The following is a 12,188-nucleotide window of genomic DNA, read 5'->3' as shown; positions in this document are numbered from 1 at the left end:
TCAACGGGGGGCGCGCTCAGGACAGGATCTTGCGGAACCGCGCGAGCACCAGCGCGAGCGCCACCAGCGACATCCCCGAGATCATCGCCAGCTCGTTCAGCACCAGCCCGATCCCCGCGCCCCGATAGAGCACCGCCTGCGCGAAAATCACGAAATGCGGTGCCGGGCTGATCGTGCGCATCAGGATCTGCAGCCATTCGGGCATCGATTCCAGCGGCGTCATGCCGCCCGACAGCAGGATCATCACGATGATCACCGGGATCACCAAAAGCCCGTATTGCCCCATGTTATGGGTGAAGCTCGCCAGCATCAGCCCGATCGAGCCGACCGCGATCACGTAAAGCCCCGTGCCCAGCGCGAACAGCCCCAGCGAGCCCGAGACCGGCACCCCCATAAAGCCCTCGACCACCAGAAGGAGGCTCGCCACCGAGGCCGCGAGGATCACCGCCCCCATCGCGAAGATCTTCGACAGCACGATCTCATGCGGGCGCACCGGCATCACCAGCACATGCTCGATCGTGCCATGCTCGCGCTCGCGGATCATCGAGGAGCCCGAGAGGATCAGCATCAGGATCGTGATGCTGTTCATCAGCTGCATCACCGAGGCAAACCACTCGCCGGTCATGTTCGGGTTGAAGCGGCTGCGCAGCACGACATTGAGCGCGCTCGCGGAGCTGGTGCCGGGGGAGAGGTAGTCGGAGACCTCCTGCGAGAGCACATGCTGGATGAAACTCGATCCGTTGCCCGCGAAGGCGACCGCGGTCGCATCGACAAAGACCATCAGCGTCGCCTCGCGCCCGGCGCGCAGGTCGCGCTCGAAATCGGGGGGAATTTCGACGACCAGCACGTATTTGCCGTCAAGCTGTGCCTGATCGGCCTGTTGCGCCGTCAGCAACTCGGGCGCCTTGAACAGCGGGCCGCGGATCGCGTCGATCAGCCGGGTCGAGAGCGGACTGTGGTCTTCGTCGACCACCGCCACCGTCAGGTCGCGCACCTCGGTCGAGGCCGCGCTGGAGACCAGCCAAACCGCCAGCGTGAAGACATAGATCATCAGCACGATCATCACCTTGTCGCGGCGAAAGGCGCGCAGCTCCTTGATCGTCAGGCGCAGGATGTTCAGGAGGCTCTGCATCTCAGGGCTCCTGTTTGCGCAGGGCCAGCACCGCCAGCCCGAGATAAGCGAAACCGAAGGCGATCAGCACGACAAGCGTGCCGGCCATGTCGGCCAGGCCGAAGCCCTTCAGGAAGGTGCCGACCGACGCGGGCTGGAACCAGGCGCCGGGGAACGACAGCCCCACCAGCCGCGCGCCCGGCGCCAGCGTCGAGACCGGCATGATCAGCCCCGAGAAATTCACCGCCGGGATAATCGAGATCACCGCCGTCGCGAACACCGCCGAGACCTGCGTGCGCGTGAACGAGGACATCACCTGCCCAAAGCCCGTCGTCGCCAGCACGAAGGGCAAGGCCAGGAGCGCCAGCGCCGGCAGGCTGCCCGTCAGCGGCAGGCCGAAGACATAAAGCGCCAGCGCGATCAGCAGCCAGAACGCGATCCACGAGACCAGCACATAGGGCAATTGCTTGCCAACCAGAAATTCCACCCGCCTGACCGGGGTCGAGCGGAAATTCGCGATCGTGCCGGTTTCCTTTTCGCGCACCACCGAGATCGCCGACATGATCGCCGGGATCAGCATCAGGATCACCATCAGCATCGAGGGCACCATCGCATAGGCGCTCTTGAAGGCCTGGTTGTAGAGGAAGCGGCTCTGGATCGAGAGCGTGGTGTTGCTGTCCTCGCCGCGCTCAGCAGCCATCGTCTGCGCCGCCTGATTCAACAGACCCAGCGCATAGCCGCGCGTGGTCTCGGCGCGAAACGGCATCGCGCCGTCGATCCAGATCGACAGTTCGGGCACCTCTTCGCCCTGATGCAGCGCCTTGCCCAGCCCATCAGGGAATTCCAGCGCCAGCGTCAGCCCGCCCTCGCCCATGCGCCGGTCCAGCTCGGCCATGGTCGAGAAATCGTCGAGCCGCTCGAATTGCCGGATCGAGGAGAACGCCTCGATCAGGCGGCGGCTCTCGGGGCTCTTGTCCTGATCGTTCACCGCGAAACTGAGCTTGTCGACATCGAAGGAAATCCCGAAGCCCATCGTCAGCATCAGGATCACCGGCCCCATCAGCGCAAAGAACATGCGGATCGGGTCGCGCACCAGTTCCAGCGTCTCGCGCCAAGTATAGGCCCAGAGCCGGGTAAAGGCGCGCTCGATCGCGCCCGGCGCCTCGGCCTCGACCGGCGCCATCGGCAGATCGGTATTGGCCGGATCGGGCGGCAGCTCGTGTTCGAGCACGCCGATGAACGCCTCTTCGAGCGTCGCCGCCTCGCGCCGCGCGACGATCTCGGCGGGGGTGCCCACCTCGAGCACCCGCCCCGCATGCATCAGCGATATCCGGTCGCAGCGCTCGGCCTCGTTCATGAAATGGGTCGAGATGAAGATCGTGACGCCCCGGTCGCGCGACAGCGAGATCAGCTTGCGCCAGAACCCGTCGCGCGCCAGCGGATCGACGCCCGAGGTCGGCTCGTCGAGGATCAGGATGCGCGGCTCGTGGATCGTGGCCACCGCCAGTTGCAGGCGCTGACGCAGGCCCAGCGGCAGGTCGTCGGGCATCGCATTGGCGACGTCGTGCAGGTCGAACTCGTCGATCACCTCGGCCACACGGGCAGCCCGGCGCGCCGCCGGAATGTGATAGAGCTTGGCGTGCAGCTCGATGTTTTGGCGCACCGTCAGCTCGCCATAAAGCGAGAAGCTCTGCGACATGTAGCCGATGCGCTGGCGGGCCTGCATATCCGAACTCGCCAGTTCCTCGCCAAAGAGCTTCGAGCGCCCCGCGCTGGGCTCAAGAAGCCCGGTCAGCATCTTCATCGTCGTCGACTTGCCGCAGCCGTTCGAGCCGAGGAAGCCAAAGATCTCGCCCTCGGGGATGGTAAAGCTGACGTCATCGACAGCGGTGAAATCGCCGAACCGCTTGGTCAGCCCGGTGGCTTCGATCGCGGGCACGGCATCGGGGGCGGCCACGCGCGGGCGCAGCGTGACGCCCGCCTCTTCGGGGCCGCCCGGCAAGAGCTTGATGAACGCCTCTTCGAGCGTCGCGCTCGCGCTTTGGGCACGGATCTCGGCGGGGCTGCCCGAGGCGATCACCGCCCCGTCATTCATCGCCGCGAGCCAGTCGAAGCGCTCGGCCTCTTCCATGTAGGCGGTGGCGACCAGCACGCTCATGTCGCCCAGATGCTGGCGGATGCGGTCGATCAGGTCCCAGAACTGCCGGCGCGAGAGCGGGTCGACCCCGGTCGTCGGCTCGTCAAGGATCAGCAGGTCGGGGTCGTGGATCAGCGCGGAACAGAGGCTGAGCTTCTGCTTCATCCCGCCCGAGAGCTTGCCCGCCGGTCGGTCGAGGAAGGGCGCAAGCCCCGTCGCCTCGGTCAGCATCGCGATGCGGGCGCGGCGCTCCTCGGCCTTCTGGCCAAACAGGCGGCCAAAGAAATCGAGGTTCTCGCGCACGCTGAGCGTGGGGTAGAGATTGCGGCCAAGCCCCTGCGGCATGTAGGCGATGCGCGCGCCAAGCTCGCTGCGCACCCGCGCCGAGCCGATATCCTGACCGAGCACACAGATCCGCCCCGCCTGCTGCTTGCGCACCCCCGCGATCAGCCCGAGCAGCGTGGATTTGCCCACCCCGTCCGGCCCGATCAGGCCGACCATGCAGCCCGCCGGGATCTGCAGGCTGACCTCGCTCAGCGCCGCGGTGGCGCCGTAGCGATGCGAGACCTGCGTCAGTTCCGCGACATGCTCCATCGGGGCCTCACTCGGGCAGTTTTACCTGCAGGTCATCGGGCCAGGCGGCATCGGGCGCGGTGCGCACGAAGCCGATGCCGCGCACGCCGGTCTTGATCTGCGCCTCGTAGCGTTCGAGCAGGTCGCGCGGCACCGCCAGCTTGACGCGGAACACCAGCTCTTCGCGCTGCTGCTCGGTTTCCACATTCTTCGGCGTGAATTGCGATTGCGGCGAGATAAAGCTGACCCGTGCGGGCACCACCAGATCAGGGATCGGGTCGAGCACCAGCCGCGCCTCGTCATTCAGCGTGAGCTGCCCCACCACCGAGGCGGGCAGGTAGATGTTCATGTAGACATTGGTCAGGTCCAGAAGCGTCACCACCGGATAGCCCGCCGCCAGCACCTCGCCCGGCTCGTGCAGCCGGTAGAGGACGCGCCCGCGCAGGGGCGCGGTGATCGTCAGATCGTCAAGCGCGATCTGCACCTGCTCCACATCGGCCTCGCTGGCCGCGATCAGCGCATCGGCATCCTCGATCTGCGCCTTGGCCATCGCCACCGCCGCCTTGGCGCTGTTGAGCGCATTGGTCACGTCATCAAGCGCGCTTTGCGGCGCGGTGCCGCTGTCGCGTAGCTTGAGCGTGCGCTCATAGGTCGTCTGCGCCACCGAGAGCGCGCTTTCGGCCTGCATCAGCGTGGCCTCGGCCAGCGTCTTGGAGGCCCGCGCGCGCAGCACCGCCGCCTTGGCGCCGTTCAGCTTGGCCTGGGTGTCGCGCGTCTCCATCTGCGCGATCACATCGCCCGCCGCCACCAGATCGCCCTCGGAGACCGCGATACTGTCGATCCGCCCGGCGTATTTCGTCGCCACATCGACCGTCTGCGCTTCGATCCGACCGTTGGAATGGCTGATCGAGGGCGCCTCGGTCGCGCCGGTGAAGCGCTCGATCAGCGTAGAAAGCCCGGTTTCGGCATGGCCGGGCGCGGGCACCATCGCCACTCCCAGCAGAGCTGCGAGGCAGAGGGATTTCAGCACCATCGGGCGCGCGGCGTGGGAAAAAGGTGTGGTCGCGATCATCTGGAAACGACTCCCATCATACACTGAACCAATCGGTTTAAATTCATGCCTAGCCGATCCCAACCTTGGTTGAAAGGCAAAAGCGCGGGCCGGGGCGCGCAGGGCCGCACCCTGCTTATTTACTGGGCCAAAGCGCGCAGCGCCTGCAGCCGCGCGGGCGGAATTCGGGTGGTGTCGAGCATCGTGAACACATGCAGCGTGCCCAGATCGCGGTCGATCACCGCGTGATCGCTGACCATACCCCCCATCGTCAGATAGCTGCGCAGCAGGGGCGGCATCTGGCGCAGCGACTCGCGCGGGTCGATGCTGTCGGGGGCGATCTGCGCGGGGTAATCGAGCCATTCGGGCGCGCGCCGCCCCGGTTGCAGTTCTGGCGGCGCCAGATGGCGCGCGGCCAAGGCCCCCAGCGCATCGCGAAACCGCGCCCAGTCCGTGCCTTGAAACGACGAGCAGCCGATCAGATAGCGCGCCGCCCCTGCCCCCTCGACGATCTTCACCAGCGCCGCCCAGGCGAGGCGCAAAATATCGGGGTCGATCACATCGGGCGCCACACAGAACCGGCCCAGCTCGACAAAGCCGCCCTCCAGCGCCGCCAGCGGGCCCAGGTCGTAGAAACCCGCCGAATAGCTGTGCCCCAGATCCGCCCCCGACGGCAGGTGCAACAAACGAAAACAGGCGACCAAGCGGTCGCCCGTGATGTCTTCGATCAAGGCATGGTGACACTGAGAATCAAGCGCATCCGCATCAAGGCCGCCGCCCCTGAAACAGGCGCCGCGCAGCGCCTGCACCGCCGCGACATCCTCGGGCGACCGGCTAAGCCGAAGCCGATAGCGCCCTTTCTCGAAGCCAAGCTCCATGCCCGTCTCCGCCTGCTCCCGGCCCTCTGGCCGACCTTAGCGGTTGAGAATCTGATCCGCCGACACGCGGCCGAAGCTGCCCAACACCTGCCGGATCAGGCCAATGCCCTTGATCGAGGTCTCGGTGACGCGCCGCGACAGCACGACGACCTCGCCATCCTCAAGCCCGAAACGCTCCACATTGGTGACCGTGCCCTTGTCATCGAAGCTGATCGCGACGACCTCGCGCTCGATCTCCTCGGGGGCGCGGGCGCCGAAATGCTTCCAGCGCGAGCCGACGTAATACCAGCCGGCGCCTTGCAGCAGCCCCGCCGAGGACGGACGCCCGACCGCGCGGGTCACGTCGTCACGGTTGGATTTGCCGACCTCGACCAGCGCGAGATCCTCCTCCGAGGGCACATAGCCATGATTGCGATACACCGCCGTGCAGCTGGCCGCGAACAGCGTCGCGCCAAGCGCGATCACGGCGATCGCCCGCCGGGTCGTGGATGTCATGCCCAAGTCGCCCCCCTTGCCTGATGGCTTCTGGCCTTTTATCCCGATTACATCATGCAAGCCGCGCCCTCAAGCGCGTTGCGCCCCGATCCTGCCCCAAGCCCGTCCGGCGAAAGGATTTTCATGTCTGAGCCCCTCGATCCGCCCGAAAACCTGCCCTGGAGCCACCCGTTGCGCAGCGCCGAGCTGCCCGGACGCAAGGCGCTCCGCTTCGATCTCAGCCCCGATGCCGAGACCTCCGCCGCGATCGCGGACTGGGCGGGAATCGATGCGCTGGAGGGGTTGCGCCTGAAAGGCGAAATCCGCCCGATGGGGCGGCGCGACTTCCAGCTTGAAGCCGCGTTCAGCGCGCGCGTCACCCAGCCCTGCGCGATCACGCTGGCGCCGGTGGTAACCAAACTCAGCGAGACGGTGAGTCGCAGCTACATCGCCGACATGCAGATGCCCACCGCCGAGGAAACCGAGATGCCCGAGGATGACAGCGCCGAGCCCCTGCCCGAGGTGATCGACCTCGCGGCGGTGGCGCTCGAGGTGCTGGAACTGGCGCTGCCGCTGTTTCCGCGCGCCAAAGGGGCGGAACTGGGCAACCTGCAAGCCTCCGAACCGGGTGCTGCCCCCCTCACCGAAGAGGCGATGCGCCCCTTCGCGGGCCTCAAAGACCTGCTTTCGGCACGGGAAAATGATAAGGAAAACAAGGATTAAACCTGTTTTCGCCGCAATGACGAAAATAGCCGCAAGAAAGTCCTTGCGGTTCGGGAGAATCCCGCTATTTTCCCGGCCTCATTGAAAGTTTTGGGTTCGCACCCGGTCAGCCTTCGGCGCCAGTGTCGAAATCCCTTAGAAATCAGGGCGTTAGCGCCCCCGAACACGAGGTTGTGACATGGCTGTCCCTCAGAACCGAGTTACGCGCTCCCGCCGTAACATGCGCCGCGCGCATGACGCGCTCGTCGCGGCAAACCCCGCCGAGTGCCCGAACTGCGGCGAGCTGAAGCGTCCGCACCACGTCTGTGGCGCCTGCGGCCATTACGCCGACCGTGAAGTGGTCGCGCTGGCTGACGAAGTCGATCTGGACGAAGACGCCGCGTAAGCACGTTTCAGAGGCTGCCTGAGAGCGTCGCGCGTGCAGGAAGCTGCATTTCAAGACGAGGGCACCCGATGAACATGCAATCGAGCGAACAAGACAAGGCGCCGGCTCGCTCCGGCGCCGTTGTCGTTTCCGTTGACGCGATGGGGGGCGACCAAGGCCCCGCGGCGGTCGTCGGCGGTATCGCGCTCGCCGCGAAACGCCACCCCGGCGTGCGTTTCCTTGTCAACGGCCGCGAGGCCGATCTGGCCCCGCTGATCCGTTCGGCGGGGCTTTCCGCATGCTGCGAGATCCGCCACGCCGAAGATGTCGTCACCATGCATGACAAGCCCGGCCAGGTGATGCGCACGGGCAAGGCCACCTCGATGTGGTCCACGGTCGATGCGGTGCGCGATGGCGCGGCGCAGATCGCGGTGTCTTGCGGCAATACCGGGGCACTGATGGCGATCTCGATGCTGCGGCTGCGCAAGGCGCCGGGGGTGAACCGCCCCGCGATCGCCTCGCTCTGGCCCTCGCGCAACCCGACCGGCTGGAACGTGATGCTCGACATGGGCGCCGATGTGAAGGCCGACGAGGATGACCTGCTGACCTATGCGCTGATGGGCACCTCCTATGCGCGCAACGCGCTGGGGCTCGCCTGTCCGCGCGTGGGGCTGCTGAATGTCGGCACCGAAGAGCACAAGGGCCGCTCGGAGCTGAAGGCCGCCTATGACCTGATCCGCGCCAATGAAGAGGCGGGCACCTTCGAATTCGTGGGCTTCGTCGAGGGCAATGACCTGCCCTCCGCCCGCGTCGATGTGATCGTGACCGACGGCTTCACCGGCAATATCGCGCTCAAGACCGGCGAGGGCACGGCGAAGCTTGCGGGCGAGCTGTTGAAAGAGGCGCTGACCGCCTCGCCGCTGGCCAAGTTCGGCGCGCTCCTGGCGATGGGGCCGCTCAAGCGGTTGAAAGAACGAATCGATCCGCGACGCGCCAATGGCGGGGTGTTCCTCGGATTGAACGGGATGGTGGTGAAATCCCATGGCGGGGCGGATGCCACCGGCGTCGCCGCCGCGCTGGATCTGGCGGTAAAACTGGCCGAATCGGGCTTTGGCGCGCGACTGATGGCACGGGTTGCCTCTGCGCAGCACCCGGTGCAGGATGCCGTCACGGAAAGCGACAGCGCAAGCGAGGCCTGAGAATGACAATGAGAGCGGTGGTCCGTGGCGTCGGGCATTACCTGCCCGCACGCGTGGTCGAGAACAGCGAGTTCGAGGCCACGCTCGAGACCACCGACGAGTGGATTCGCTCGCGCTCCGGGATCGAGCGCCGCCATATCGCGGCCGAGGGGGAGACCACCTCGCAGCTCGCGACCCGCGCCGCCGAAGCCGCTCTGGCCGATGCCGGCATGACCCCCGAGCAGATCGACGCGATCGTGGTCGCGACCTCGACGCCGGACCTGACATTTCCCTCGGTCGGCACGATGGTGCAGGCCGGACTCGGGATGAAAAACGGCTTTGCCTATGACGTGCAGGCGGTTTGCGCGGGGTTCGTCTTTGCGCTGGCCAATGCCAACGGGCTGATCCTGTCAGGCCAGGCCAAGCGCGTGCTGGTGATCGGCGCCGAAACCTTCTCGCGGATCATGGACTGGACCGATCGCGGCACCTGCGTGCTGTTCGGCGATGGCGCTGGCGCCCTGGTCCTTGAGGCCGAGGACGGCACCGGCAGCACCGAGGATCGCGGCATCCTCGCGACCGACCTGAACTCGGACGGGCGCTATAAAGACCTGCTCTTCGTCGATGGCGGCGTCTCCAGCGACGGCCGCGCCGGGCATCTGCGGATGCAGGGCAATCAGGTCTTCAAGCATGCGGTGCAGAAGCTCGCCGAAACCGCCCATCACGCGCTCGACAAGCTCGGGCTCTCGGGTGGCGACGTGGACTGGATCGTGCCGCATCAGGCCAACCTGCGGATCATCTCGGCCACCGCCGAGCGGATGCAGGTCCCGATGGATCGTGTCGTCGTCACCGTGCAGAATCACGGCAACACCTCGGCCGCGTCGATCCCGCTCGCGCTTTCGGTCGGCAAGGAGCGCGGCCAGATCAAGGAAGGCGACCTGATCGTCACCGAAGCGATCGGCGGCGGGCTTGCCTGGGGCGCGGTGGTGCTGCGCTGGTAGGCGTGCGCCCGAAAAGCGCCCATTTCCCCAATCTCAACAGGGCCTTGCAACCCATTGATATTGACTCGTGATTGCCCATGTCCCATCGTGGTCGGATGCAATCCGGGGGGATGTCATGACGAACAATACGCTGACCCGCATGGACCTGAGCGAAGCTGTGTTCCGTGAAGTGGGTCTGTCGCGAAACGAATCCGCGCAACTGGTCGAGAGCGTTCTGCAACATATGTCCGACGCGCTGGTCGCCGGCGAGACGGTGAAAATCTCGTCCTTCGGCACATTTTCGGTGCGCGAGAAAGCCTCGCGGATGGGTCGCAACCCGAAGACCGGCGAAGAGGTTCCGATCTCACCGCGCCGGGTTCTGTCGTTCCGTCCCTCGCACCTGATGAAAGATCGCGTCGCCGACGGCAACGCGTAACGAAGGGGCCCCCTGCCCATGGCCAAATCCGCCGATGCCTTCCGGACGATTTCGGAAGTCTCAGAGCTGTTGGACGTGCCCGCGCATGTGCTGCGCTTTTGGGAAAGCCGGTTCACGCAGATCAAGCCCGTCAAGCGCGCGGGCGGGCGACGCTATTACCGCCCCGCCGATGTCGAACTGATCGCCGGGCTCAAGAAGCTGCTGCATGAAGACGGGATGTCGATCCGCGACGCGCAAAAGCTGATCCGGGCTGAGGGCGTGCGCCATGTCGCGGCGCTGGTGCCGGTGGATCTGGGCGGCGAAGAGGCCGAGGCCGCAGCACCTGTTGCCGCGCCTGCCGAGACCTGGCCGGAGGCCCCTGCCCTCGATCCGGCGCCCGCATCCGACGCCACGGCCGCCTTCCCGCATGATCCCGAGGACCAGACCGTCGAATCCGCCGCGCCTGAGCTCGAAGCACCCCCTCAGCCGATCGCCGAACCCGCGGGAGAACGCGCCTCCGAGCCCGAACCGGCGCCCCCTGCCCACTGGCCTGAGGCTCCCACGCCCGCGCCCGCCCCCGCTGACGCGGGCCTTTCGCCCGATCCCGAAGACGCGGAGGCGCCGCAGACAATCCTCTCGCCCACCGCCAGCTGGACCCAGCCCTCGCTCTTCGGAGAGGCGCCGATGGCCGAGAATGTCGAGCCGCCCAAGGCCTCGGCCAAGGTCGTCAGCCTGCGCCTCGAGCCGCGCGCGCCGCGCCCGGCCCGTGCCCCGGCGCAGGCCGCCTCCCCGGCTACGCCCGACCTGCTCGACACCATCCCGCCCGGCCCCTCGACCCGTCTGCGCGGTTTGCGCGCCGCGCAATTCACCCCCGAAGAGCTGGCCCATTTGCGCGGCCTGCAGGCCCGGATGGGCGCCCTGCACGAGCGCCTCGCCCCCGCCCGCCGCTAACACCGATCGAGAGCCGGAAAATGCGTTTTGCCGCTTGCACACCCCTCGCGCTTGCTTCTATATGCGCCTCGTCGGGCCGTGGCGCAGCCTGGTTAGCGCGTCCGTCTGGGGGGCGGAAGGTCGCGAGTTCGAATCTCGCCGGCCCGACCATCACGACAAACGCCCATCCCTTTTCAGGGGTGGGCGTTCGTGTATCCAAGGAGGCATGACCGATGACGCTTGGCGTTCTGCCCGACCGTTTCCTGAAAGAGATGATCCGCAAGGGCGAGATTTCGGCCGAGATGCCGGTCACCCCCGAACAGATCCAGCCCGCCAGCCTCGATCTGCGACTGGGCACGCAGGCCTATCGCATCCGCGCCTCGTTCCTTTCGGGCAAGGGCCGGCGCGTCGAAGCGCGGCTCGCGGAATTCGAGATGCACCGGATGGACCTGAGCAATGGCGCGGTGCTGGAAAAGGGCTGCGTCTATCTCGTGCCGCTGATGGAAAGCCTCGCCCTGCCCGAGGGCCTGACCGCCGTCGCCAACGCCAAAAGCTCGACCGGGAGGCTGGACCTGCTGACCCGCGTCATCACCGATGACGGCACCGAATTCGACCGAATCCCAGAGGGTTACACCGGCCCGCTCTATGCCGAGATCTGCCCGCGCAGCTTCTCGGTGCTGGTGCGCCCGGGGATGCGCCTGAACCAGATCCGCTTCCGCGCCGGGCAAGCCGCGCTCTCGGATGCCGAACTGAAGGCGCTCCATTCCGCCGAGCCGCTGGTCGATGGCGAGGCCGTGATCGACCACGGGCTGGGCTTCTCGGTAGACCTCAAACCCGCCGAGGGCGACCTTGTCGGCTACCGCGCCAAGCCGCATACCGGCGTGATCGACCTCGACCGGATCGCGCATTACCCGGCCTCGGAATTCTGGGAGGAAATCCGCACCCGCGAGGGCCGCATCATTCTCGATCCGGGCGCCTTCTACATCCTCGTCTCGCGCGAGGCGGTGACGATCCCGCCCGATTTCGCTGCCGAAATGGCGCCCTATCTGGCGATGGTGGGCGAGTTCCGCGTGCATTATGCGGGCTTCTTTGATCCGGGCTTCGGCCATGGCGCGGCCGGCGGCCAGGGATCGCGCGGCGTGCTCGAAGTGCGCTGCCACGAGGCGCCCTTCGTGCTCGAACACGGGCAGGTCGTCGGCCGGCTCGTCTATGAGCGCATGGCCGAACGCCCCGAGCGGCTCTATGGCGCCGACCTGAAATCCAACTATCAGGGCCAGGGCCTCAAGCTCGCCAAGCATTTCCGCATCGGTTGAGGGGGCTCCGCCCCCGCCCTTCGGGCTCCCCCGGAGTATTTGAGGCTCCGTGAAAGCAGGGGCT

General features: G+C 66.6%; 12 protein-coding genes and 1 tRNA gene. 8 read left to right on the top strand and 5 right to left on the bottom strand.

Features of this window, described 5'->3' with window-relative positions; genetic code table 11:
- Positions 1-16: 16 nt before the first annotated feature.
- From CLN94_RS03850 to CLN94_RS03830, 5 genes are all read right to left on the bottom strand, one after another.
- Positions 17-1,132: an ABC transporter permease gene (locus CLN94_RS03850; protein WP_096431295.1), complete on the bottom strand. Its 1,116-nt coding sequence runs from the start codon at positions 1,130-1,132 to the stop codon at positions 17-19.
- Between the two features lies 1 nt (position 1,133).
- Positions 1,134-3,842 carry a ribosome-associated ATPase/putative transporter RbbA gene (rbbA, locus tag CLN94_RS03845; protein ID WP_096431293.1) on the bottom strand — a complete coding sequence of 903 codons (2,709 nt, stop codon included), beginning with the start codon at positions 3,840-3,842 and terminating at the stop codon, positions 1,134-1,136.
- Positions 3,843-3,849: 7 nt separating this feature from the next.
- Positions 3,850-4,893, bottom strand: coding sequence for an HlyD family secretion protein (locus tag CLN94_RS03840; protein ID WP_245845069.1), 1,044 nt, complete (start codon positions 4,891-4,893; stop codon positions 3,850-3,852).
- Positions 4,894-5,012: 119 nt separating this feature from the next.
- Positions 5,013-5,750 (bottom strand): GNAT family N-acetyltransferase, encoded by a 738-nt coding sequence (locus tag CLN94_RS03835; RefSeq protein WP_096431291.1) that lies wholly within the window; start codon positions 5,748-5,750, stop codon positions 5,013-5,015.
- A 36-nt stretch (positions 5,751-5,786) separates the two neighbouring features.
- The gene (locus CLN94_RS03830; protein ID WP_096431289.1) at positions 5,787-6,245 is read right to left on the bottom strand and encodes an outer membrane protein assembly factor BamE; all 459 of its coding nucleotides are present in this window, start codon (positions 6,243-6,245) and stop codon (positions 5,787-5,789) included.
- Positions 6,246-6,368: 123 nt separating this feature from the next.
- On the opposite strand from CLN94_RS03830, the gene CLN94_RS03825 reads away from it, so the two are divergent.
- The 8 genes from CLN94_RS03825 (at position 6,369) to CLN94_RS03790 (ending at position 12,124) form a co-directional block, all read left to right on the top strand.
- The gene (locus CLN94_RS03825; RefSeq protein ID WP_096431287.1) at positions 6,369-6,947 is read left to right on the top strand and encodes a YceD family protein; all 579 of its coding nucleotides are present in this window, start codon (positions 6,369-6,371) and stop codon (positions 6,945-6,947) included.
- Between the two features lie 178 nt (positions 6,948-7,125).
- Positions 7,126-7,332 carry a 50S ribosomal protein L32 gene (gene rpmF, locus CLN94_RS03820; protein ID WP_096431285.1) on the top strand — a complete coding sequence of 69 codons (207 nt, stop codon included), beginning with the start codon at positions 7,126-7,128 and terminating at the stop codon, positions 7,330-7,332.
- A gap of 68 nt (positions 7,333-7,400) precedes the next feature.
- Positions 7,401-8,510, top strand: coding sequence for a phosphate acyltransferase PlsX (gene plsX / locus CLN94_RS03815; protein ID WP_425439437.1), 1,110 nt, complete (start codon positions 7,401-7,403; stop codon positions 8,508-8,510).
- Between the two features lie 2 nt (positions 8,511-8,512).
- Positions 8,513-9,487: a beta-ketoacyl-ACP synthase III gene (locus CLN94_RS03810; protein WP_096431283.1), complete on the top strand. Its 975-nt coding sequence runs from the start codon at positions 8,513-8,515 to the stop codon at positions 9,485-9,487.
- A gap of 115 nt (positions 9,488-9,602) precedes the next feature.
- On the top strand, positions 9,603-9,902 hold the full coding sequence (ihfA, locus tag CLN94_RS03805; protein ID WP_096431281.1) for an integration host factor subunit alpha: 300 nt from the start codon (positions 9,603-9,605) through the stop codon (positions 9,900-9,902).
- An 18-nt stretch (positions 9,903-9,920) separates the two neighbouring features.
- On the top strand, positions 9,921-10,832 hold the full coding sequence (locus tag CLN94_RS03800) for a MerR family transcriptional regulator (RefSeq protein ID WP_096431279.1): 912 nt from the start codon (positions 9,921-9,923) through the stop codon (positions 10,830-10,832).
- 72 nt (positions 10,833-10,904) lie between these two features.
- Positions 10,905-10,982 (top strand) — tRNA-Pro (locus CLN94_RS03795).
- A 62-nt stretch (positions 10,983-11,044) separates the two neighbouring features.
- Positions 11,045-12,124, top strand: coding sequence for a 2'-deoxycytidine 5'-triphosphate deaminase (locus CLN94_RS03790; protein ID WP_096431277.1), 1,080 nt, complete (start codon positions 11,045-11,047; stop codon positions 12,122-12,124).
- The last annotated feature ends 64 nt before the right edge of the window (positions 12,125-12,188 follow it).

It is taken from the genome of Pseudothioclava arenosa, assembly GCF_002358085.1.
GTDB classification, from domain to species: domain Bacteria; phylum Pseudomonadota; class Alphaproteobacteria; order Rhodobacterales; family Rhodobacteraceae; genus Pseudothioclava; species Pseudothioclava arenosa.
This window is presented reverse-complemented; position numbering and strand designations above follow the sequence as displayed.